Below are 23,171 nucleotides of genomic sequence, written 5' to 3'. Positions count from 1 at the left end.
CTGCCGGGGGAACGCTCACCGGGCCACCGGCCCATGGACAGTGCGGAGGCAGAGACGTGCGAGTGGGATTCCTGCGGCTCATCGGAGCCGTCACAGCCGCCTACGGCGTCGCGGTGGCGACCCGCCCCGAGTGGCTCGCCCGCCCATCGGGCCTGGTGGACGACGCGGGCCGGACGGCAGTGGAGACCGCGATCTCGCTGCGCCCGCTGGCCTGGCGCGATGCCGCCAACGGGCTCGCCATGGCCGTCGCCCCCGAGGGGGCCGCGCTCCGGGCGGCCACGGTGCTGCGGATCGCCTCGGACCTCGGCGACGCCGTACTGCTGGGCGCGACGCTGCCGGGCCGTGCCACCCGGGTCAAGGCGGTGGCCGTGTCGGTGGGTTGGGGCGCCCTGTCCGTGGCCGCGCTGCTCTCCCGTCCGCCGGGTGACCGGAACGGGAACGGGGCCGGGCGGCGGGCCGGGCTCACGGGGGTGTGCGCACGGACCGCCGGGAAGCGCGCCTGCAAGGGCGCACGGGCCACCCCCAAGGGCGCCTGACCCACCGTCCACAGGCCCCGAAAAGAGCGCACCCTGCCCATTGGCAACGGCGTCCGGGACTGATCCGCAGTGCCAGCGAGCAAGAACTCCCCCGTTCCGAAACGAGGACCCATCCGCACCCGCCCCGGCGACGAATAGAGGGCGGGGGAGATGCGCGTCGGGCCTGCCGGGCCCGGAGGCACCAAGGATCGCTGGGGAAGGGAAGCGCGGCGTGGACAACGACCATCAGGATCGCGGCTTCGGAGAGTGTGTGGGGCACCGCCCGCTGGTGATGCGCAGAATGCCCGCCGAGCCGGGAGCCGGTGTGCTGCTGTTGCACGGAGGGCAGGCCGACGCGCTCGACCGTCCGTGCCCGTGGAACCTGCCGGCGCTGCGGATGCGTCCCATCTGCCGCGCCGTCCAGCGCGCCACGGCCGGTTACGGCGTCGCGCTCGGCGAGGTCCGCTACCGGCACCGGGGGTGGAACGGCCTGCGGGCCGACGCCGCCCGCGACGCCGAGTCCGCGGTCGAGGAGTTGACGACAGCCGTCGGACCGCTGCCGCTCGTCCTCGTGGGGCACTCCCTGGGCGCCCGCGCCGCGCTGAGCATCGGGGGTCATCCGCGGGTGCGCGCGGTGATCGCGCTCGCTCCCTGGTGCCCGCTGGACGAGCCGGTCGAGCACCTGGCCGGGAAGAGCGTGGTGCTCATCCACTCCGACCGTGACCGGATCACCGATCCCCGCGGCTCGCTCAGCTTCGCTTTACGAGCCCGCGCGGCGGGCGCTGAGGTATGCCGCCTGGTGGTTCCGGGCAGCGACCACGCCATGCTGAAGCGGGCCACGGACTGGCACTCCATCACGGCACAGCTCACCGCGGGATTCCTCGGTGCCGCGGAGCTGCCGCCGGAGGTCGTGTCCGCGCTCGCCTCGGTGGACGGCGAGGACGAGGGCCTGGCGTGCCGGGTGTGACGACGGCTCGTCCGACGACACTCCGTCCGAGACGGCCCGTCCGACGATGGCCCGTCCGACGGCAGCCCGTCCGACGACTGCCCGGCGTGCCGGATGGGTCGAGGGGCCGGTGCGCCGGGTGGCACGTGCGGCGAGGTCGTGGGGGCCTCGCCGCCGACGCCAGACGCGGACGGGTACCGGGGCCGTGACGTGACGCGGGCGCGCCGGCGCGCCGGGGCGCCGTACCCGGCGTGATCCACAGGGGGTACGGCCGCAGGGGTACGGCCGCAGGGGGTACGGCCACAGGGGTGCGGCCGCCCCGGTCGCTCACTGCTGGGCGGCCGGCGATGCCCCCGGAGCAGGAGTCGGGGTCCGTCGGGCGCTCGGCCCCCGGAGCGCGTACGCCGCCCCCGCGCCGGCGGCGAACAGGGCGAGCGCCGAGACGGCCGCACCCAGCCAGGTCGCGCCCAGCCACTGGCCGCCGAAGTAGCCGAGGCTGACGCTGTATCCGGCCCAGGCGAGCCCGGCCAGCGCCGACCACGGCAGGAACTCGGCGGCCTTGCGGTGCATGGCGCCCGCGCCGAGGCTGACCACCGACCGTCCGGCCGGTGCGAAGCGGGCGACGAGGACGAGCAGGCCGCCGCCCCGGATCAGAGCGTTGCCCAGCCGGGCCTGAGCTGCGGTCAGCCGCCGGGACCGGGCGATGGCGCGGTCGAGCCGGTCGCCGCCGCGCCAGGCGAGGCGGTAGGCGACCAGGTCGCCGAGGCAGGAGGCGGTGGCCGCGCAGAGCACCAGCCCGAGGATGTCGGGAACGTCGGCGGTCGCGCCGTGCGTCGCGGAGACGGCGCCCGCCGCGGTCCCGGTGCCGGCCGCGGCGGTGGCGGCGGCGATCACCAGCACACCGCTGGGCAGCACGGGAAGGAAGACGTCCAGCAGAACCGACATCCCGACGATCACGTAGATCCACGGAGTGAGGGTCAGCGACCCCAGATTCGCGAGCAACGTCTCTCCCTGTCCGGTCCCCCGCCGCGACGTCGCAGGGGAGCGGCAGGGGCGGCCTTCATAGCCATACAGCGTACGCCTGGGCCTTGGGGAGAGATTTGCCGGGGGATGGGCGATGTCGGAGCACTCTCACCCGGATGCCCGCGTTCGGGGCGCCGGGCGTCATAACCGGAATGGGCGCGGAGGTCATAACCGGAAGGGGCGTGGACCGATAGACGGCCGCGGGCCGGGGAGTGCCCCCGGCCCGCGGTGGATGCTGTTGCGCCGGTGCCGTCAGACGGTGCTCGGCTGCTCGGCCGGGGCGGCGGCCGGCGCGGCCGTCCGGTCGCGACCGCCGAACAGCCCGTCCAGCGCCCACGCGCCGGGACCGGTGAATATGAGCAGCAGGAAGGCCCAGGCATACATCGCGGAGGGCTCGCCGTCGTTCTGGATCGGGAGGAGGCCCGCGCTCTGGTGAACGACGAAGTAGGCGTAGGCCATCGAGCCGGACGAGATCAGCGCGGCGGCCCGGGTGCCGAGGCCGACGGCGACGAGGGCGCCGCCCACGAGCTGGATCACCGCGGCGTACCAGCCGGGCCAGGTGCCGGTCGGGACGGTGCCGCCGCCCATCGCGCCCCCGAGCACGCCGAACAGCGAGGCGGCCCCGTGGCAGGCGAAGAGCAGGCCGATCACGAAGCGGAACAGGCCGAGGGCGTACGGCTGCGCGCCGTCGAGGCGGGATCTCAGCGGGCTGGCTGAAGACATGACGGGGGACTCCTTCGGTGGGGACGGAACCGATGAGGGCCCACGTTAGGTAGACCTAATCAATACTTGCAAGTTCAATATTCGGCCGCGGATCCGGTTTCTTCTGCGTTGTCCCGAAGGCCGGAGCGCCTGGTTGCACGGCCCGCAGGGCGGCCCGGCCCACCGCGTCGGTGTCGGCGAGTGTGACCGAGTTGACTCCCGGCCGGGCGCCCGCCGCGGTGACCCAGTGCACCCCCTCCGTCGGCACGCCCACCGCGAACCGGCGCGGATGGGGCCGCCCCTCCGCGTCCACCAGCCGGTACGGGACCCGGGTGACGTCCAGCCCGCCCGTCTCGTACCCGTCGGCCACATGCGTCCGGCAGGCGCCGGTCTTGAGCAGCTGGGCCAGCAGCGGATCGCAGGTCCGGCGCAGATCGGTGGCCGGCAGCCGGGCCTCGATCAGCGTGGTCACGGTCACCTCGGAGCCGGGCACCTCCGCCGAGGACGCGGTGAAGCCCGCGCCGCCGCCCGGCGTTCCGGGCCGGACCTCCAGCCGGGGCCCGAGCACGTCCAGGACGCCCGCTTCGACGAGCGCCACCAGCTCCTCGATCCGGCGGCGCGGCGGTCCGATCGAGAGGAAGGCGTTGAGCGGGGTGTACCAGCGGTCGAGATGGTCGCGGCGGGAGGTGCCGGAGAGCCCGGTGTGGTCCACGATCAGCCGGAGCTCATTGCGCAGGTCCCGCAGCACGTCGAGCGCGGCCTTGACCGGGCCGGCGACATTGCCGAGCCGCGCGTGCTCGGCGTCCTGCCGCAGGTGGGCGAGGAGCCACTGCCGGAAGTCGCCGACGCCGGCGAAGGTGCGGCCGTCGTGCGGGCGGGCCACGTCCGGCCACGACCAGCGCTCGTCCTCGGAGATCCCGAACGCGTCCAGGACGGAGGCCTCTTCCGCGCTGCCGTGCCCAGTGGCCAGAAAGCGCTCCCGGAACAGCGGCGCGGTCACCGGCGCCGCGGCCGCGCGGGCCGTCAGCAGCGCCTCGTAGTGGACGGTCTCGACCTCCTTGGCGACCAGCGGCCACACCTCGGCGAGGAAGTCCGGGTGATCACCGCGGTCCGCCCGGGCCCGGAACGCCGCGATGACGGCCGGAGTCAGCAGCAGCGGCTCGTGCCGCCCGCACGCGCCCTTCGCGTTGTCGCCGCGCGCGTGGTACGGGATCCCGCGGCGCGACCCCGCGTACAGCCGCGGCTCCCGTCCCGAGGGGTGGTACCGGAGCGTGCCGTCCGCCGCGGTGCGGAACGCGCCGCCGCGGCCGGTGGTCAGCAGCGCGACATGGTCGAAGAAGTTGAGGCCCAGGCCGCGCAGCAGCACCGCCTCGCCCGGGGCGACCCGGCTGAGGTCGAGATCGGCCGGGTTGGCGGGCGGGTGGTAGCCCAGGCCGTTTTCCGCCGCGTACGAGGAGAAACGCTCCTCTGCCTCGCCCGGGACGACCGGCACATGGCCCTGGGCCAGCACCACCGCCGCCAGCCCGGCCAGTTCGTGGCCGTTCTCCAGGGTGAGGCGCTGTTCGCCGCCGGCCCGCTCCTCCAGCCGCACCGCGCGGGAGGTGTGGATCCGCACGTCCACCGCCGCGGGCGCCCCGCTGACGACGCGGTGGAAGACCCAGCTCAGATAGTGGCCGTAGAAGGCGCGGCTCGGGTAGTCGTCGGGGCCGAGGGCCCGCGCCTCGGCGAGCAGCGCGGGGTCGGGACAGCGGGCGTCGAGCGACGCGGCCCACTCGTAGAGGCTCGGGCCGGTACGGATCGGGCCGTCGCACTCCACGCTGGGGTCGGTGAACAGCGTCACCTGCGAGGCCACCGTGTTCATCAGCAGTTCGCCGGGCTGGTCGGTGCGCCAGACCTGCCCCGCGCCCGGCGGAGCCGGGTCCACCACATGAACGGTCAGGCGCTCGCCGGGCAGCAACTCCGGGACCGAGGCGCAGATGCGTTCCAGCACGCTCGTACCGCGGGGGCCGGCTCCGACGAGGGCTATGGCGTGGTGCTCTCCGGCCAAGACGGACTCTCCCGAGGCAACTGGGGCTCAAGCGAAGAGGCCATCATGCCGCCCGCCCCACCGGTCTTCGAAGCCCTGATCGGAGGATCTCTCTTCGGTGTGGGATGGATCACTTCGGATCACGGGTGATCGTGGAGGATCGCGGGCGATCGTCCGCCATTGCGGACCACAGGGGGATGAGAACGGGCAAGCGGACGGCCGACGGAGCGGACGGGGAAGCGGCCGAGGGGACGGACCCGGCTGCTCTCCCGTCCGTGAACGGCCGAACGTGCGGAACGGTCAGGGGCGCCGAGTGGGGTGAGCCCGCTCCTGCCCCGGCCCGCTGACCTCGCTCTCGGCCGCCTGCTCCAGCCAGGTCCGGCCGTCACTCTCCTGCCGGGCCTGTTCCAGGCGGAGGCTCGACGTCCGCCCGCGGATCGTCAGCGTCATCAACTGGTTGCCGAACCACGGACCGCCGGTCCGGTCCCAGCCGATCGCCGGTTCGGCGGCCCGCGCGTGCCGGGCCAGCGCCCGGCCCACCCACCGTCCGGCCCGGCTCCAGCCGAACCGGAAACCGAGCTTCATGGAGGCCGGGACGCTGTTGTGCACCGGCGAACAGGTCAGCTGCAGAATCCGGGCCTGCGGCACGAATCCACCGGCCCGTTGGGCACTGCCGGGCCCCTGGGCATCCCCGGCCTGTCGGACTCCACCGGCCTGTTGGGCGTCCCCGGGCTGTGAGGTGTCCCCGGCCTGCTGGGCGCCCCCGGGCTCCCCCGGGCTCTCCGCACCCCCCGGTCTCTCCGCACCCCCCGGCCAGCGTGGCTCGGCGACATACGCGTGGTGCACATCGCCCGAGAGGACGCAGACCGTCGCCGGGGCGCTCCGTCCGCTGCCCGCCTCGGCGACCAGCTCGGTGAACGCGTCGAAGGACGACGGGAACGCCGCCCAGTGCTCCAGGTCGCCCGCCTGCCGCAGGCTCTCGGCGATCCGGGCCCAGCGTCGCCCGCGCTCCCCGGCGCACAGCGCGGCGTTCCACCGCTCCGCGTCATGGATGGCGGGCGGCAGCAGCCACGGCAGCGAGGTGCCGATCAGCAGATGGTCGTAGGCGCCCGGTCCGCCGGCCGTCACCTGGTCGCGGACCCACGCCCATTCGTCCGGGTCGACCATCGCGCGCCGCGACTCCTCCAGCACACGGCCGGCCCGGGTGTCGACCATCAGCAGCCGGGTCCGGCCGAAGTCGCGCCGGTAGCTCCAGCGGGTGTGGCCGGGGTCGGCGTCGGCGCGGGCGGCGAACTCGCGGACCAGGTCGGTGCCGTCCGCCGCCGTCCGGACCTGGGTGAACAGCGGGTCGGCGGCGAGTGCGGTGGGGGAGAGGTTCCCCAGGTGCTGGTAGACCCAGTACGACATGAACCCGGCGAGGATCCGCTCCTGCCACCACGGGGCGGCCTGCATCTTCTCCCGCCAAGCCGCACTGGTGTTCCAATCGTCGATCACGTCGTGGTCGTCGAAGACCGCGCAACTGGGCACGGTGGACAGCAGCCAGCGCACCGACGGGTCGAGCCAGGACTCGTAGTAGAGGCGGGTGTACTCCTCGAAGTCCGCGACCTGGCTGCCCGGGGGCTCCTTCAGGTCGCGGCGGGTGGCGATCCACTGGCGCATCGCCGGCGAGGTCTCGTCCGCGTAGACCTGGTCGCCCAGGAGCAGCAGCACGTCCGGCCGTTCGGCGTCCGGTTCCCCGGCGAGGCGGGTCGCCAGCAGGTCGAGCGCGTCGGGCCCCACCGGATCGTGGCGCACGGCCCGGCCCGCGGCGCGGGCGGCGGCGCCGCCGTGCGGGGGCGCGGCCCAGCGGCAGGAGCCGAACGAGATCCGCAGCGGGCCGTCCGCTCCGGCCGGGAGCGTGGTGATCGTGCTGGGCGGACGGGTGTCCTCCGGCGGCGGCCAGACCTCCTGCCCGTCCAGCCGCACGCGGTACGGGGTGCTGGTGCCCGGCTCGAGTCCGATCACCGTGATCAGGGCGTAGTGGTGGCCGGCGACCTGCCAGGTGCGTGCCGCGCCGCCGCCCGAGCCGCCGTCGCAGACGACCTCGGCGTCGCACGGGCGACTCGTCTCGATCCATACGGTCGCGCTGTGCTCGTCCACGTACCGCAGGAGCGGTCCCAGGAGCAGTCCCGCCATCGGCGTCCGCCCTCCCTCTGTCGCCCCGTACGGTACGGAACGACGGAGGGAAGCGGGTGGTTTCCCGCCGGAGGTTCTTCGGGAGTTCCCCCCGGTGGGTTCCCCGCGCACCGCCACCGGGCCCAGGCCGGCCGGGACGCGCCGGGCGCGTCGGGACCGTGCCGGGGCCCCGGCGGCGGGTGGGTCAGCAGCCCTTGAGGATGCCGCTGAGGGCCTTCTTCTCGGCCGAGTCGACGGTCATGCCGTAGGTGTGCTTCACGGACACCCACATCCGGGCGTACGTGCAGTGGTAGCTCTTCTTCGAGGGCAGCCACTTGGCCGGGTCCTGGTCGCCCTTGCCCTGGTTGACGTTGTCGGTGACGGCGATGAGCTGCGAGTGGGTGAGGTCGTTGGCCAGGTCCTCGCGGCGGTCCGTGGTCCAGTCCCGGGCGCCGGACTTCCACGCCTCGGACAGCGGGATGACGTGGTCGATGTCCACGTCCTGCGGGTCGTGCCAGGTGGCGCCGTCGTAGGGGGAGGTCCAGGTGCCGCTCTTCGCGGAGCAGTAGGAGTCCTGCTTGACGTCCTTGCCGTCGCGCTTCAGCACGACCTCACGGGTGTTGCACTCGTCCTTCTGGTCGCTCCAGTGCGGGAACTTCTCCCGGCTGTAGCCGTCCTGCGAGCCCTCCGGCTGCACCTTCAGCTTCGCGAGCTGGGTACGGGCGGTCTCGGCGTTCGGCGGGGCGGGCGGCTCGGCCTGGGCGGACGGGCCGTTCAGGAAAACCGTTCCGGCCAGGGCCGCCACCCCGGCGACGATCCCTATTCGACGCGCGTAGACGCCACGTCGGCCGGAAGCGGAGGTGGAAGTACGGGACATGGGAACTCCCTGGGTTGTGGGGGGTGATGACCGCACAAGGTCCGGTCATCGTCGCGGTGCCGGGTTTCCGTGGGGTGGGCACCACGTAACAGACTGGCGACATGTGCACGCCATATCAAGAGGTTGCTCGTCACACCTGACGCATCGCCACCCGGCGGACGGGCGGGGGAGTTCGGTCCGTGAGGAGGGTGGGGCCGAGGTGGCGCACGGTGCCTCCGAGGGGAGGGGAGCGGCCTCCGGCGGGAGAGGGCGGGCCTCCGGTTGTGAAGACCGAGAGGCCCAGGTGCGGGTTGTGAAGGCTGGAGGGGCCGACGTGGGTTTGTGAAGGCCGGAGAGGCCCGGGCGCGGGTTGTGAAGGCAGAGGCGCCGGGCGCGCCGCGAGGAACGGGTGTCCCGGCGACGAAGTCGGTACCTCTCGGGCAAGGGCGCCTCTCGGGACGGCCGGCAGGGTTCGGGCGCGCCGCCGTCCTCGGTCCGTTCCGCCGCGGTGCGGGCGACCGTAGGGTTGCCGGGTGCATGCTGCCGGTGAACCGTTCACGGCCGGGCCGCTGGTGACCCGGCCGCCCGCCCCCGGCCCGATGGCGGCTCCGCCCCTGCCCGCCGAGTCGTTCGCCGCCGAGCCCCTGCTGCCGGTGAACCCCACCCTCGGGATCGTGCTCGGCGCGCTGCTCGTGGCCGCCGCGGGGGTCGCCGCCGTCGCCCGGCTCGCCGACCACGACGGCCGCGGCTACGCCCGCGCCATCGGCACCGCGGGCCTGCGCGCCGCGGTCCAGCTCGCCGCCGTGTCGTATGTCATCGGCTGGGTGGTGCGCGCGGTTCCGCTGCTGCTGGGCTTCATCGCCCTGATGTTCGCCGTCGCCGTCCGCACCGCGGGCCGCCGGATCACCGCCAACCGCACCTGGTGGTGGGCGGCCGTGCCGATCGCCGCCGGGGTGCTGCCCGTCGTCGCCGTGCTGCTGCTGACCGGCCTCGTTCCGCTCAAGGGCATCGCGCTGATCCCGATCACCGGGATTCTGATCGGCGGCGCGCTCACCGCCACCGTGCTGGCCGGCCGCCGCTGCCTGGACGAGCTGCACTCCCGGTACGGCGAGGTCGAGGCCGGCCTGGCCCTCGGCCTGCTGGAGCGCGAGGCCCGGCTGGAGGTCGCCCGGCCCGTCGCGTCCGACGCCCTGCTCCCCGGGCTCGACCAGACCCGGACCGTGGGCCTGGTCACCCTGCCCGGGGCCTTCGTGGGGATGCTGCTGGGCGGGGCGTCCCCGGTGGACGCCGGCGCGGTGCAGCTCTTCGTCCTGGTCGCGCTGCTGATGGTGCAGGCGGTGGCGGTCGCGCTCGTCCTGGAGCTGGTCGCCCGGGGCCGGCTGCACCGCCGTGACGGCGGGCCGGCGGCGTCCCGTACCCTGGGGCGAGCAGAAGGGGAGTAGCTCTTCGCCGGACCGTCGACATACTGCCCGGCCCGCCACCCGCCCACCGCTTCCGGTGGGGCGCCTCGCGCGCAGGGTGAACGGCTGAGCCGGCGCCCGGAGGCCGGTACGTCCGCGTACCGCGCCGGCGAGACCTTCGGCCAGCAGTGTCCGTCCATGCCCGCATGGATCCACATGGACGCTGCCGTGCCGAAGCGACCCCTGATCCATGCAGGTCTCTCGGTACGGCAGCCCCGACCGATTGAGGAATCAACCGCAGTGATCAGCTTCAGCATCGCCGCAGTGGCCTTCGGCGTCGTCTTCCTCGCCGAGCTGCCCGACAAGACCGCCCTCGCGGGCCTGGTGCTCGGCACCCGCTACCGCGCCTCGTACGTCTTCGCGGGGGTGGCGGCCGCCTTCGCCGTGCATGTGACGCTCGCCATCGCGGCGGGCAGCGTCCTGACCCTGCTGCCGCACCGGCTGGTCCAGGCGGTGGTCGGGCTGCTCTTCCTGGCGGGTGCGCTGGTGCTGCTCTTCAAGCGGCAGGAGGAGGACGAGGAGGATCTGCGCGAGCCCGCCGACCAGAGCTTCTGGAAGGTCTCGGGCGCCGGGTTCATGCTCATCCTGGTCGCCGAGTTCGGCGACCTCACCCAGATCATGACCGCCAACCTCGCCGCCCGCTACGACGACCCCGTCTCCGTGGGCCTGGGCGCGGTGCTCGCGCTGTGGACGGTGGCCGCCATCGGCATCCTGGGCGGGCGCACCCTGATGAAGTACGTCCCCCTGCGGCTGATCACCAGGGTGGCGGCCGTGGTGATGCTGGCGCTGGCCGGGTTCAGCCTCTACGAGGCGGTCGCGGGGTAGCGGGGGGCCGGGGCGCGGCGAGGCGGTTGCCCCGGGGGCGCGGGGGTTCCGAGGCGCGGGGGTGTGGGTGGCCGCGAGGTGCGGCGTAGCGGTAGACCCCTGGCGCGGCGCGGGTGGCCCGGCGTCCGGTGGCGCGGCGTTGCGGTGGTTCCGGGCGGCCGGAATCCCCGGAGTCGCCCCGTCGCCCCCGCCCCGCCCGGCCTCCGTCAGTGGCTGACCGTGAGAACGAGGCCGCCGTCCGCGGCGGCCTCGACCCGCACCTGCTCCAGCGTGGGCACCGCGACCGTCGGGCCGCTCGCCGCGGCCCGCGGTCCGACGCCCACGACCCGCATCCCGGCCGCCCGGCCCGCCGCGATGCCGACGGCCGAGTCCTCGAAGACGACGCAGTCCTCCGGCGCGAAGCCCAGCTCGGCCGCGGCCTTCAGATAGCCCTCGGGGTCCGGCTTGCTGCACCCGACCCGCTCGGCGGTCACCCGCACTTCCGGAACGGGGAGCCCGGCCGCGCCCATCCGGGCCCGGGTGAGGTGCTCGTCGGCGGAGGTGACCAGCGCGTGCGGCCGCCCGGCGAGCCCCGCCAGGAGGGCGGCGGCACCCGGAATCGCCACGACCCCGTCGGTGTCGCCGGTCTGCCACTCCAGCATCCGCCGGTCGTCCGCCCGGTTCAGCTCCTCGTTCCGGCCGGGCAGCAGCAGCGCCATGGTGGCGTGCGCCTGCCGGCCGTGCATGTCGCGGAGTACGTGCTCCGGATCCAGGCCCTGTTCCCCGGCCCAGCGCCGCCAGGCGCGCTCCACGGAGGCGTCGGAGTCGACGAGGGTGCCGTCCATGTCGAGCAGCAGGGCGCGGGCGGTGAGGGGCGTGGTGGCCGTCATCGGCAGGCTCCAGGAAGGCAGACAGGAGGGGCAGGGGCAGTACTGCGGGAGTGCGGACCGGGGCACGACGGGTGGGTGAAGGGCGGCGGCGGGCGGTCGGGGCGGCCGGCTTCGAAGCCCGTCGGAGGCGGGCCGGGCGGACCGGTCCCCGGCCGGCGGCGGACGGGCTGCGGAGCGGACGGGGCCGGCGCGCAACGGGATACCAGGGGATGCCAGGGGGATACCAAGTGGTTCCGCCCGCCGGTCAGGGAAATGCGGGCGGAACCACTTTGTTCCTACACGATACAAACAAGGGCGGCTCGATGCCAGTCCTGGGCGTCATCAATTTCCGCCGGCCCTCGCCGGGCGCCCCGCCGACCCGGCCCGCCCGTCACGTTCCGGCACCCGGTTCACCCGGTTCCACCCGTCCGCCGTCACCCCGTGCCACCCGCTCCTGGCCCCACCCGGGCCCGGATGGGCGCGGCCGGTCCCCCCGTTCCCCAGGTGCGGGTGATCGCCCCTGGCCTCGGCCTCGTCCGGCCGCCCCTGGCCTCGGCCCCGTCCGGCCGTCCCCGTCCCCGTCCGGCCGCCTCCCCACCTGCGCCTCCGCCCCCGCGCCCCTTCCACAGTCGCCGCACCGTCTCAGCAGGCCGTCCTCCGGCGGACCGCTCAGGATGGATACGTGCCGCGGCGGACCCGTGCCGTGGCGGACGGTCCAGGCGAGGAGGCGTCCATGGCTCCGGACGCAAGCCCACCCATCGGCTCCGGCTCCGGCACAGGTGCGGGAGCCGTCACCGTGGTGCCCGGAGCCGGACAGCCGCGGCGCACCGTGCTCGTCGCGATCGGCGCGCTGCTCCTCGGGATGCTGCTGGCCGCCCTCGACCAGACGATCGTCTCCACCGCGCTGCCCACGATCGTCAGCGACCTCGGCGGCCTGAACCACCTCTCCTGGGTGGTCACCGCCTATCTGCTCGCCGCCACCGCGGCGACCCCGCTCTGGGGCAAGCTCGGCGACCAGTACGGCCGCAAGAAGCTCTTCCAGGCCGCGATCGTCCTCTTCCTCATCGGCTCCGCGCTCTGCGGCGTCGCGCAGAACATGCCCGAACTCATTGCGTTCCGCGCGGTCCAGGGGCTCGGCGGCGGCGGGCTCATCGTGCTGTCCATGGCGATCGTCGGCGACATCGTGCCGCCCCGGGACCGCGGGCGCTACCAGGGGCTGTTCGGCGCGGTCTTCGGCGCGTCCAGCGTGCTCGGACCGCTGCTCGGCGGGGTCTTCGCCGACCACCTCAGCTGGCGCTGGGTGTTCTACATCAACCTGCCCATCGGCGTCGTCGCCCTCCTCGTCATCGCCGCCGTGCTGCACATCCCGGCCCGGCCGACCCGGCACACCATCGACTACCCGGGCACCTTCCTCATCGCCTCGGCCGCCATCTGCCTGGTCCTGATGGCCTCGCTCGGCGGCACCACCTGGGCGTGGTCCTCCTGGCAGATCGTGCTGCTCGGCGTCCTCGCGGTGCTGCTGCTGACGGCGTTCGTGGCCGTCGAGCGGCGGGCCGTCGAACCCGTCCTGCCGCTCGGCCTGTTCCGCATCCGCACCTTCGCGCTCTGCTCGGTGATCTCCTTCGTCATCGGCTTCGCGATGTTCGGGGCGATGACCTATCTGCCGACCTTCCTCCAGGTCGTGCAGGGCGTCTCACCGACCCTGTCCGGCGTCCACCTGCTGCCGATGGTCGCCGGACTGCTGGTCGCCTCGACCGGCTCCGGCCAGATCGTCGCCCGCACCGGCCGGTGGAAGGTCTTCCCGATCGCCGGCACCGCCGTCACCGCCGTCGGTCTGCTCCTCCTCCATCACCTCGAGGAGACCACCGGCACCTGGGAGACGAGCGCCTACTTCGCGGTGTTCGGCTTCGGACTGGGGCTGGTCATGCAGGTGCTGGTGCTGGTCGTGCAGAACAGCGTCCGCTACGAGGACCTGGGCGCCGCCACCTCCGGCGCGACGTTCTTCCGTTCCATCGGCGGCTCGTTCGGCGTCGCCATCTTCGGCACGATCTTCACCTCGCAGCTCGGCGACCGGCTCGCGGAGGAGCTGGCCGGGAAACAGCTCCCGCCCGGCATCGGGCTCGGCACCCTGGAGTCGGACCCGCGGACCATCGCCCGGCTCCCCGCCGCCCTCCAGCCGGACGTCATCCACGCGTACTCCACCTCGATCACCGACGTCTTCCTCTACGCCGCCCCGGTGGTGACCGTCGCCTTCGTCGTCGCCTGGTTCCTCAAGGAGGACCCGCTGCGCGGCTCGGTCACCTCGCCCGACATCACCGAGACGCTGGCCAGCAACCCCGTCCAGCGCTCCTCGCGCGACGAGGTGTGCCGGGCGCTGTCGGTCCTCGGCAGCCGCGAGGGACGGCGCGACGCCTACGTCGAGATCACCCGGCGCGCGGGCTGCGACCTCGAACCGGCGGCGAGCTGGCTGCTGCTGCGCATCAGCCGCTACGGCGGCGCCGAACCCGCCCTGCTGGCCGAGCACAGCACCGTGCCGCTCGGCGTCATCTCCGGCGCCGCACGGCAGTTGGAGGAGCGGAGCCTCGCCGTACGGGCCGGGCTGCCGCTGGTGCTGACCCATGACGGCCGGCAGGTCGCGGACGCGCTGTCCCGGGCGCGGGAGGAATCCCTCGCCGAACTGCTCGGCGACTGGTGGGGCCCGGACCGGCCCACCGATCTCGTCGAACTGGTCAAGGAGTTGAACGCCGAGATGTGCGGCTCGGACGGCGAGCGCCCGCACCAGCCCGACATCCGGCGCACCACGGGCCCGTACCGGCCGGACCACTACTGAAGGCCGGAGTCCGGCCGTGCCGGGCGGGCTCCGCGCGTGCCGACTGCCCCGTAAGGGAATCCTTGCGCTCCTTTAACGCTGCTGAGTGCAGCATGCAGCTATGCTCGTCGGAACGTGCCGCCGGGGGGAATTCCGGCATACGTCAGAGGCCCGTGACAAGGCCCCGGAATCGGACGGACGAGTTCGGTGAGGGGGCATGCGAAGCCGACTGGAAAGCAATAACGGGGATATGACCGACCTGTACATAGACAATGCGATGCTGCAGCGCGTCCGCACCAATCTTGCCCATGTGGACGAGTTACTCACGAAGCCGGCCCATGCCATGGACGTGGTCGATACGCGCGCCATGGGCGCCTCCGAACTGGAGAAGCGCATGGGTGAGTTCGGAGACGAGTGGAACTACGGCATCAAGCAGCTGAAGAAGTTCTCGGGTAAGGCCGTCAAGGCGCTGGACCGGATCGAGAAGAAGTTCTCCGGACTCGACCGGGAACTCGCCCGGCAGCTCAGCAAGGCGGCGAGGAAGAAGTGACCGCTCCCACCGTCGACGACTTCCCGACCCTGGGATTCGTGCCCTGCCCCGGTGACCACCACGCCGTGACCTCCGTGGTCGCCACGCTCAAGAGGACCACGGACGCGCTCGGCGAAGTGGTGCGCGTCCTGCGAGGAGCCGACAAGGGAGCCTGGCGCGGCAAGACGGCCGACGCCTTCCGCGAGCTTCTCTCCGACGACTTCCGCCCCAAGGTGGAGAAGGCGCTGACCTCCTTCGCAGAGGCGCGCGGGGCGCTCGGCGACTGGGCCGAGGACCTGGAGCGCTACCAGGCCCGCGCCCGCCGTCTGGAAGAGCGGGCCCACGCCGCGAAGAAGGGCGCAGACGCCTCCGACCGCGATAGTCCCGGACAGCGCGGTAAAGCCGGGGGAAGCAGTGGCGGGGCCGGCGATGACAAGGGCAAGGACCACGTCGAGGAATTGCGGGCCGAGGCCCGCCGGCTGCACAGTGCCTTCGAATCACAGGGTGCCGATATCGCCCGGCGTCTGCAGCACGCCGGTGACATCGCCCCGGATGAGCCCGGCTTCTGGGACAAGCTGGGCGACAAAATCGGTGGCGCCCTTTCCGAAATCGGCGAGGCCATCAAGGAGAACGCCGACTGGATCACCGTCGCCGCCTCCGTGATCGGCGTAGCGGCGATCTTCTTCCCGGCACTGGCGCCCGTGGCCTTCGCCCTGAGCGCTGTCGCCCTCGTGGCACACGGGGCCAAGTACGGCTCCGAGGGGCTGTGGCCACCGTCGAAGGACAAGATCGGCAACTACCTCACCCTCGGAGGAGACGCACTGGGCGCCATTCCCGGCTTCGGCGCCGCCGCCAAGGGCGTGGGCGCCGGGGTGCGTGCGGCTCGCGGCGTCCCCGGTGCGGCCGCCGGCCTGAAGGTGGGCATCTCCACAGGGGCGCGCGGAGCGAACTTTGCCGCAAGAGCGGCCAACCCGGCGCTTCCCCTGATCGCCAGGCCCGTCGAGGCCGCGGCCACCCGCCTGGGCGCCTCGGCGGTCAACGCCCAGCGCATCGCCGACGGAGTGCAGGCCACCGGACAACTGGCCTGGACCGCGCCGACGGCGTACGCGGCGGCCCGGCCCAGCGACGGCGCCGCCAACGCCGCGAACTGGGGCACCGCGATCGGCAATGTCGCGGCCGGCAGCGGCGGCGGCAGGTTCGGCGGGATCGCGGGCCTCGGCAGCGCGATCGGCCTCGGCGTATGGGAGACACGATGACAGCCGGACCCGGGAGCGCGCCGGCGGTCCCCCTCACCCTGTCCGCCGACGAGCCGGACGTGTGGTTCGTACTCCCTCCGGGGTTCTTCCCGGTGTCCCTGGACGGGACCGCGGAGGAGCGCGTCGTGCGCATGGCCGAGGCCGTCGAGGCCCTGTTCCCCGACGCCGCACCGGAACAGCGGCTCAGCCTCGTCCTGTCCGGTGAATACGCGGTCGCGTCGATGCTCGGCGCCGGGGCGGTCCATCTCTCCCACTGCCTCCGCCGACGCGACGACGGCGGCCTGTCCCAGGGAATGCTGGCGGTGTTCATCAAACACCTCGGTTCGTCGGAACCCCTCGGCATGGCCCAGAGCATCGCCGACCAATGGTTCGCCGAGAACCCGGATGCGGAGGTCGGCGGGGTGATCCTCCCGTACGGGCCGGCCGCGCTCTGCGCCGTGGAGCACGACATACCCGTACCGGCGGCGCTGTTCGGCGCCGAGGACGGAGAGGGCGGAGGGGGCGGGCAGGACGGGGTGACGACACTGCGCCAGGTGCAGCTCGCGGTACCGCTCCACACCGGCCGTCACACCCTGGTTTTCGCCTTCTCCACCGAGGACATCGACCAGTGGGACAACTATCTCCAGGTGATGGCCGAACTGCTGTGCACCGTCTCGGCCGATGAGCCCGTCGACCGCCCGGAGGACCGGCCCGATGCCGGGCTCCCGGATCTTCGGCCCGATGCCGGGTCCCCGGCCCCCCGGCCCGATGCCGGGTCCGGTGCACCCGCCGTCGTCCGGCCCGGTGTCGCGTCCGACGAGCGGTACCGCACCGGGCCGGACGCCACGCAGGGGTCCCGAGAGGGATCGGACGGGTGACCGAGGGGAAGACCGGAGAACGATGAGTGACAGCACCGCACCCGCCGCCGGCCGGCGGACCGGACGACGAAGCACCGGCCGCCTGTTGGGCCTCACCGCCGCCGCATCCTGCCAGGTGCTCGTGGGCATCCCGGCCATGATCGTCGGCACGAACGCCATGGCCGCCCGATCCGACGGCCTCGGTGCCCTCCTCACCGCGCTGCTGTGGTTGCTCTACGCGGTGGGTCTCTTCGCCCTCCTCGCCCGGCTCGGAGGGGCGGAGGCCGGCTGTTCGGCGGCGGTGTGCGTGCTGCTGCTGTCCGCCCTGGGCTGTTGGATCGGCTCGGCGGCCTGGGAGGATCTGGTGCTCCGGGAGCGCGGGCGGACCGTACGGGCCGTCGTCATGGCGGAGCGGCTCGACACCGGCTCCCGTGGCGACCGGACCTGGTACTACGAGTTGACCGAACGGAACGGGCTGCCCGTCCCGGGGCCGGAACTCGTCAGCGACACCGACCGGTTCGCGGTGGGACGGACCGTCACCGTGATCGAGGACCCCACCGGGAAGCTGTCCCCGCGCACCCCCGAGGGGGCCGACCCCACGAGTGACCTGCTCGGCGTGGGCGGCGTGGCGGCGGTCTGCCTCGCCGCCGTCGGACGGACCGCCTACCGTGCGCACCGGGGCCACGGCCGGGCGACGCCCCGCCGACGGACGCGGGACGGTGCACCCCCTCGCGATCAGGAGCAGCGGCTGCGGGATGCGCTGCGGGCCCGGAACGTCGACCGCCGTGGCTACATCCGCCTGTCCCCACGCGACTACCCCGGCCTGACCCCGGAGCACGTGACCCGGATCGCCCACGAGGAGGGCCTGCGCGTCGAGACCTTCTGGAACCGCGGCTCCTGGCGCTTCGGCGAACGGGTCGTACAGGAGCCGGAACCCGGCCCCGAGTACCGGACGTAGGTGCTGCGCACGGGGCCGGACTCCGTACCGGCAGTCGAAGCGCGGCGGGCACCGGCAGCGTAAGCGCGGCGGCGCACCGGCAGCGTAGGCGCGGCGGCGCCCGGCGTGCCACGGCCCTCACCGGCTCCCGCGTCTCCCGGCTCCCACGCCTCCCGGCTCCTACGCCTCACCGGCTCTCGCGCCTCCCGGCTCCCATGCCTCACCGGCTTCCACGCCTCCCCGGACCCCGGTGGCCCTCCGGCCCCGGGACCACCGGCACGCCGCGCTCGAAACGCCGGTTGATCACTCTCAGTTCGCCTCACCGCGGTGAGGCCGGGCGGGATCGTCGGCTGCCGACACCAGCATCGACCTGCGGAGAAGGCGTGGACCTGGGCTGATGGGGTGTCGGCCCGGAGCGCGGCCGACGGCCTTGCCGGGAGCGGGCGTTTGCCGCCAGGGCGCCGGGTAACACGCGGTGATGAAAGCCTCGCACGAGAGGACCTCTGCGGAAGGCACGACATGTCCACTGGCGCAATCATCATCCTGGCCGTTGCGGCTGCCGTCATCGTGGCGCTGCTGCTCGCCAAGCCGGTGCTGCAGAGCGGCGGCAGCGGCCTGCGGCGCCGGTTCGGCCCCGAGTACGACCGGGCCGTCGCCCGGCATGACGGAGACACCAAGGCGGCGCACAAGGAGCTCAGCGAGCGGCTGCGACGCCACGGCGACCTGCGCGTCCAGCCCTTGGCCGAAACGGCCCGGGAGCAGTACGTGGCCCGATGGGCCGGCATCCAGGAGCAGTTCGTCGACTCGCCCGCCGCGGCGGTGACCGAGGCCGACCGGCTGCTCGGCCGGCTGGTCCGGGACCGCGGCTTCCCGGCGGACGCCTACGACGAGCAGGTCGACGCCCTGTCGGTGCACCACGCCGAACAGGTCGGCGGATACCGCCGCATCCACGCGGCGGCCCGGCGCGTGACCGACGGCCGGACGGAGACTGCGGGCCGGACGGAGACCGGGAGCCGGAAGGGGAGCGAGAGCCGGACGGAGACCGGGAGCTGGACGACGGGGAGTGAGAGCCGGACGACGGAGACCGAGGAACTGCGTGAGGCCCTGGTAGGCGCCCGCGCACTCTTCGAACAGCTCGTCACCTCCCACCCCCGGGACCACCACGGCCGGAACCGTCCGGCCGGCCGCTTCACGGCGCGGGGGCGCGCCGCGGCTCGCAACCGGGCCGCCGCTGACCAGGACGCGGCCGACCGGGCCGGGAGCGGCAAGCCGAACACCGGTCGCCTGCACCTGCCGTGGGCGATGAACCAGCGTGGCCCCGGCGCAACCAAGGGCGGTGCGTGATGGAACGTCCCGACGAACAACGTCCCGACGAACAACGTCCCGACGAACGCAGGGCGGCTCATGCAGTTGATCCGCCCGCCGCGCAGGGGCCGGTGGTGGCCGAGGCAGCCGCCGGATCCGCCGGATCCGGCGCCTCCGCCGCGCCCCGGGCGGTCGGCTCCGCGCCCCGGGCGGTCGGCTCCGCGCCCCGGGCAGCGGAGGCAGCGGAGGCCAGGCGGGCGGCCCGCGCGGCCCGTATCTCCGGCGTGCCGCACCAGCCCGGCCCGGCCGGCGAGGGCGAGGCCCACACCGGTCACCCGGGCGCCGCAACCGGAGGCGCGGCACCCGCCGAGCACCGGACGGCCGTCCGCGACCGGCGCGGAGTCCGCGGAACCGGGGTGGGCGGCCCCGGAGTGAAACCCGTACTGCCGCGGGCCGAGAGCGACCAGCTCGCCCTCCGCCTCCAGAACGCGGTCATCGGATTCGTCGACGGCCCGTGGCGGTCCGTCGAGGAGGCGGACGCCCTCTTCGAGGAGGCGACGGCCCGGATCACCGCCTGCCTGGCCGAACGCCGGCGCCTGCTCCGCACCGCCTGGCAGGAGGGCGCGGCCGACGGCGACGGAGCGGGTACGGAGCAACTCCGCACCGCCCTCCGCGACTACCGCGATGTGATGCAGCGGCTGCTGAAGGTCTGAGCCGCCGCCGGGTTGAATGACCTGGGTTTTGAAGGCTCTGCGCGCTCCGGGCGGCCCTGCGGAGTGATCTTCAGAAGACGAAGGTTCGTCGAAGGTCGGGGTGTGTGTCCGATGACGCGGAACGAAGGCGCCCGGAGCCGTCAACCCTGACGATCGTCAAGCTCCGGTGTTGCCGTTCGGCTCGGGTTCCCGGCTGTTCCCGCTTCTACGTTCGGGCTCATGGAACAAGAACCGCGAAAGAAAGTCCGAGTCGGTCGGCTGCTCGGCGCGTTGGCCGCCCTGGGCGTGGGAGCAGGAGTCGTCACGTGGCTGTCCCCCCGTGGGCTGGGCGAGGCTGATGCTGTCGAGGTCACGGGTGGAGCTTCGGCGTCCGCGTACCGGTCGGTTGCCGGGGCGGTGGCGGATGCACCGTCGTGGCTGGGCCCTCTCCTGGAAGTGGCCACCGAGGGCACTTTGGTGATCCTCGGAATGTTGCTGGTCTGGATGTGGTGGACGGCGATCCGCCGCAAAGACGTACGGGAGGTCGCCGGATCCGTCCTCACCGGTCTCGGCACTGTAGCGGCCTATGCGGTGAGCGAAGCGGTGAAGCTCGTCGTGGACGAGGAGCGTCCTTGCCGTGCGTTACGCGCAGGCGCCGAATCGGTCGCGGCATGCCCCGGAGCGGGGGACTGGTCGTTCCCGAGCAACCACGCCACCCTGGCCGCCGGGCTGGCCGTCGGTCTCGCCGTGCTGCGGCCCCGCCTCGCCGCGATCACGCTGCCGCTGGCGGGGGCTGCCGCGCTGCTGCGTGTGCTGGTGGGGGTGCATTACCCGCACGATGTGCTCGCCGGCGCGACGCTCGGCGGCGCTGTCGTGGCGGCGGTGCTGCTCGCGTTCATGCCCTTTGCCCAGGGGGCGGCGTCACGGCTGGGAAGGCTGAGGCGGAATGATCCCGGCCTCGTGGGCCACCACCGCGGCAGCGGCCCGGTTGTCGACGCCCAGCCTCGCCAGGATGGAACTCACGTGGGCTTTGACCGTTCCCTCCACCACATGGAGCCGCCGGGCGATCTGTCCGTTGGACAGGCCGCTTCCGAGAAGGGCCAGTACCTCTCTTTCCCGGGCGGTGAGGGTGTCGACCTGGTGGCGGGCGGCGGAGCGCCGACCGGCCAGGGCGCCCGCGCCCGTAGCAGCGAGGTGCGCGATGACCCGGGCCGCGACCTTCGGTGACAGGTAGGCGGCGCCTTCGGCCACCGCACGGACTCCGGTGATCAGTTCCTCCGGCTCGCCCGACTTGACCAGGAAGCCTGCCGCGCCACCGCCGAGTGCCTTGAGAATGTAGTCGTCCTCACCGAAGGTCGTCAGCATGATGACGCTCGTGGCCGGCACGGTGGTGCGGATTTCCGCGGCGGCGTCGATGCCGTTGATTCCCGGCATGCGGATATCGAGTACGGCCACCGCGGGACGATGGCGTTGGACCAGTTCCACGGCGTCGTGCCCGTCGACGGCCTCGGCGACGACTTCGATGTCCGGATCCGTGGCAAGAACGGCGCGTACCCCTGCGCGGATCATCGGCTCGTCGTCGGCGATCAGCACCCGGATCATCGAGCGCTCACGGGGTGATCGTGTCCAGGGACACCAGGGTGTCCTCCCGGAAGCAGAGCTGGTAGGCGTCGCCGGACCGGTCGTCGAACCGGTCGGCCGTCATCGCGTAGTACTCGCACGTGGTGCCGTCTCCCGTCGGCTCGGCAGTCAGCGGTCGGTAGTTCGTCTGCCGGTCCGGCAGGAGACGCTCCACCTCGGAACGATCTTGCCCTACGAACAGGCGGGCATAGTCGCGTGGGTCCAGGACCGACCGTGACGCCGACAGCATCTCCCAGCCCATGAGTGCTCCGCTCAGCAGAGCTCCCGTCACGAGGGGCACCATGACCGCGGCGACCAGGGCCCGGCCGACCCGGCGCCGAGCGCGGCGATGTTCCTGCGGCAGCTCGTCACCGGGAGAGGCCGAGTGCGCGAGCGGCGGTGGCGGCGGCGACGGGGTGTGCGGGATACGCGCGACGACTGCGTAGCCTTCGTCGCGCGGGCCGTGGTCGAACGTTCCGCCGGTCAACCGCATCCGTTCGTCGAGACCGATCAGGCCGTGCCCTCCGCTCCGAGGCCGGGGCTGCTGGTTGGCCGCAGATGATGGCGGGCCGTTCTCCACGACGACCTTCGTCTCTGTTGCCGTATGCGTCACGTGGACCGTCACGGTCGCGCCGGACGCGTGCTTGGCAACGTTGGTCAGAGCTTCCTGCACGACCCGGTGAGCCGCCCGTTCGACCACGGGCGGCACGTCGTCCGCCTCGCCGCCGACGCGCAGCTCCACTGTGAGGCCGGCCGCGGAAGCCTCGGAGGTCAGACCCGTGAGGCTGGAATGGTTGGGGTCCATCGGCGTGGTGTCGGCTTCCTCCCGCAGGACACCGATCACCTCGCCGAGACGCTCCACAGCGGCCGCGGATCTGGCTCGGATGTCCCCCGCGGCCCTTTGGTGGCGCTCTTCAAGGCCCGGCGCGAGTTTGAGTGCGCCGGCCGACAAGGCGATCAGGCTGAGGTCATGGCCGAGGACATCATGCATGTCCTGAGCGATGCGTGCCCGCTCGCGCAGCCGGGCTTGATCAGCGATCAGTTGCTGCTCGCGCTGCAGCTGATCGGCGCGCTCCCACCCGGCCCGGACAAGCTGCTGATACTGGCACCAGAACCGGCCCGCGAACCAGGGCAGCATCCCGGCTGCAACCACCACTGTGACAAAGCGGCCGGCCAGGGGGAGCCAAGCAGGAACGACGGACAGGGCCACCACACTGGCCGCGAGAATCGCGACCAGGGCGAGCGCTGTCGGCGCCGTCCGTCCAGGCCGTCGTCCTGCCAGGAACGCGGCGATGGCGGTCGGGGCAGCCCACCAGAGGTTCATCACGCTCAGACCGGCGGCCACCACAGCAGCCGCTGTGAGAAGGGCCCCAGGATCAAGTGCCCGCCGTAAAACAGCGGTTCCGCTCGCAGTCCCACCGCTGATCATTGTGCTGTCCACGGAGGTGACGGTACGGACATCGGGCGCCGTCCGACCACTGCCGAAAGTCCACATCGATCCAGGCGGCACCGCCACTACTCACACCCGGCACCGGCAGCTCGAAATCCGGCGCCCTGCAACCCGGCATCCCGCAGCCCGGCATCCCGCACCCCGGCAGAGACGAGTTGCGGGCCCTTGCCGCCGCCCGCCGTCCACTGGTCGTATGTGGCTACGCAGGGTGCGACCCGGTGCAGCCGTGTCCACCGCCCCCGAGCCTGCGCCCGTCGGCCCGCTGCGGCCGGCGTACCCGCCGCCGGCCGCACCGCGGACCTCGGTTCCCCGGCGGGCGCCGGCCGTTCCCCGGAGCCCGGCCGCGATGCCGTCTCCCGGGCCGTGGGCCGGTGGTCGGGCT

At 73.2% G+C, this 23,171-nt stretch carries 19 protein-coding genes and 1 pseudogene; 12 read left to right on the top strand and 8 right to left on the bottom strand.

All coding sequences use genetic code 11. The features are described from left to right. Positions 1-56 precede the first annotated feature (56 nt). Entirely contained in the window at positions 57-536 is a 480-nt protein-coding gene (locus ABT112_RS16705) for a hypothetical protein (protein ID WP_351510134.1), read from the top strand. A 211-nt stretch (positions 537-747) separates the two neighbouring features. Further along, entirely contained in the window at positions 748-1,482 is a 735-nt protein-coding gene (locus tag ABT112_RS16700) for an alpha/beta hydrolase (protein ID WP_351510131.1), read from the top strand. Between the two features lie 306 nt (positions 1,483-1,788). Here ABT112_RS16700 and ABT112_RS16695 read toward each other — a convergent pair whose 3' ends face one another. The 5 genes from ABT112_RS16695 to ABT112_RS16675 form a co-directional block, all read right to left on the bottom strand. Beyond that, positions 1,789-2,463: a DedA family protein gene (locus ABT112_RS16695; protein ID WP_351510129.1), complete on the bottom strand. Its 675-nt coding sequence runs from the start codon at positions 2,461-2,463 to the stop codon at positions 1,789-1,791. A 273-nt stretch (positions 2,464-2,736) separates the two neighbouring features. Then, complete coding sequence (locus ABT112_RS16690) at positions 2,737-3,189, bottom strand: DoxX family protein (RefSeq protein WP_351510221.1); 453 nt, start codon at positions 3,187-3,189, stop codon at positions 2,737-2,739. A 73-nt stretch (positions 3,190-3,262) separates the two neighbouring features. Continuing rightward, positions 3,263-5,233, bottom strand: a complete 1,971-nt coding sequence (locus tag ABT112_RS16685; protein ID WP_351510128.1) for an FAD/NAD(P)-binding protein — start codon at positions 5,231-5,233, stop codon at positions 3,263-3,265. A 279-nt stretch (positions 5,234-5,512) separates the two neighbouring features. After that, positions 5,513-7,387, bottom strand: a complete 1,875-nt coding sequence (locus tag ABT112_RS16680) for an alkaline phosphatase D family protein (RefSeq protein WP_351510126.1) — start codon at positions 7,385-7,387, stop codon at positions 5,513-5,515. Between the two features lie 184 nt (positions 7,388-7,571). Next, on the bottom strand, positions 7,572-8,243 hold the full coding sequence (locus tag ABT112_RS16675) for an HNH endonuclease family protein (RefSeq protein WP_351510124.1): 672 nt from the start codon (positions 8,241-8,243) through the stop codon (positions 7,572-7,574). Between the two features lie 578 nt (positions 8,244-8,821). Between ABT112_RS16675 and ABT112_RS16670 the strand changes: the two genes are divergently transcribed. Together ABT112_RS16670 and ABT112_RS16665 are read left to right on the top strand one after the other, a co-directional pair. After that, positions 8,822-9,664, top strand: coding sequence for an ABC transporter permease (locus ABT112_RS16670; protein ID WP_351510218.1), 843 nt, complete (start codon positions 8,822-8,824; stop codon positions 9,662-9,664). A gap of 258 nt (positions 9,665-9,922) precedes the next feature. Beyond that, a complete protein-coding gene (locus ABT112_RS16665) occupies positions 9,923-10,507 on the top strand; it encodes a TMEM165/GDT1 family protein (RefSeq protein ID WP_351510122.1) in 585 nt (194 codons plus the stop codon). 206 nt (positions 10,508-10,713) lie between these two features. On the opposite strand, the gene ABT112_RS16660 is transcribed toward ABT112_RS16665, so the two are convergent. Beyond that, entirely contained in the window at positions 10,714-11,376 is a 663-nt protein-coding gene (locus ABT112_RS16660; RefSeq protein ID WP_351510120.1) for an HAD-IA family hydrolase, read from the bottom strand. A 712-nt stretch (positions 11,377-12,088) separates the two neighbouring features. Between ABT112_RS16660 and ABT112_RS16655 the strand changes: the two genes are divergently transcribed. From ABT112_RS16655 to ABT112_RS16620, 8 genes and pseudogenes are all read left to right on the top strand, one after another. After that, the gene (locus ABT112_RS16655) at positions 12,089-14,185 is read left to right on the top strand and encodes an MDR family MFS transporter (protein WP_351510118.1); all 2,097 of its coding nucleotides are present in this window, start codon (positions 12,089-12,091) and stop codon (positions 14,183-14,185) included. A 256-nt stretch (positions 14,186-14,441) separates the two neighbouring features. Continuing rightward, positions 14,442-14,714: a hypothetical protein gene (locus tag ABT112_RS16650; RefSeq protein WP_351510116.1), complete on the top strand. Its 273-nt coding sequence runs from the start codon at positions 14,442-14,444 to the stop codon at positions 14,712-14,714. Further along, on the top strand, positions 14,711-15,949 hold the full coding sequence (locus ABT112_RS16645; RefSeq protein ID WP_351510114.1) for a putative T7SS-secreted protein: 1,239 nt from the start codon (positions 14,711-14,713) through the stop codon (positions 15,947-15,949). The genes ABT112_RS16650 and ABT112_RS16645 overlap by 4 nt, the downstream gene beginning before the upstream one ends. After that, entirely contained in the window at positions 15,946-16,806 is an 861-nt protein-coding gene (locus ABT112_RS16640; RefSeq protein ID WP_351510112.1) for a hypothetical protein, read from the top strand. The genes ABT112_RS16645 and ABT112_RS16640 overlap by 4 nt, the downstream gene beginning before the upstream one ends. Positions 16,807-16,828: 22 nt before the next feature. After that, the gene (locus ABT112_RS16635) at positions 16,829-17,743 is read left to right on the top strand and encodes a hypothetical protein (RefSeq protein WP_351510110.1); all 915 of its coding nucleotides are present in this window, start codon (positions 16,829-16,831) and stop codon (positions 17,741-17,743) included. A gap of 498 nt (positions 17,744-18,241) precedes the next feature. Next, positions 18,242-19,066 carry a hypothetical protein gene (locus ABT112_RS16630; RefSeq protein ID WP_351510108.1) on the top strand — a complete coding sequence of 275 codons (825 nt, stop codon included), beginning with the start codon at positions 18,242-18,244 and terminating at the stop codon, positions 19,064-19,066. A 95-nt stretch (positions 19,067-19,161) separates the two neighbouring features. Further along, positions 19,162-19,740: a hypothetical protein gene (locus ABT112_RS16625; protein ID WP_351510106.1), complete on the top strand. Its 579-nt coding sequence runs from the start codon at positions 19,162-19,164 to the stop codon at positions 19,738-19,740. Positions 19,741-19,959: 219 nt separating this feature from the next. After that, positions 19,960-20,682 (top strand): annotated as a pseudogene (locus tag ABT112_RS16620) (phosphatase PAP2 family protein); the annotation flags it as partial. Here ABT112_RS16620 and ABT112_RS16615 read toward each other — a convergent pair. Both ABT112_RS16615 and ABT112_RS16610 read right to left on the bottom strand, forming a co-directional pair. Next, complete coding sequence (locus ABT112_RS16615) at positions 20,641-21,321, bottom strand: response regulator (protein WP_351510104.1); 681 nt, start codon at positions 21,319-21,321, stop codon at positions 20,641-20,643. The pseudogene ABT112_RS16620 and the gene ABT112_RS16615 sit on opposite strands and share 42 nt — an antisense overlap. Positions 21,322-21,328: 7 nt before the next feature. Continuing rightward, entirely contained in the window at positions 21,329-22,768 is a 1,440-nt protein-coding gene (locus ABT112_RS16610; protein ID WP_502975369.1) for a sensor histidine kinase, read from the bottom strand. Positions 22,769-23,171: the final 403 nt, after the last annotated feature.

The sequence above is a fragment of the Streptomyces sp. NPDC002055 genome (genome assembly GCF_040296705.1).
GTDB lineage: Bacteria > Actinomycetota > Actinomycetes > Streptomycetales > Streptomycetaceae > Streptomyces.
This window is presented reverse-complemented; position numbering and strand designations above follow the sequence as displayed.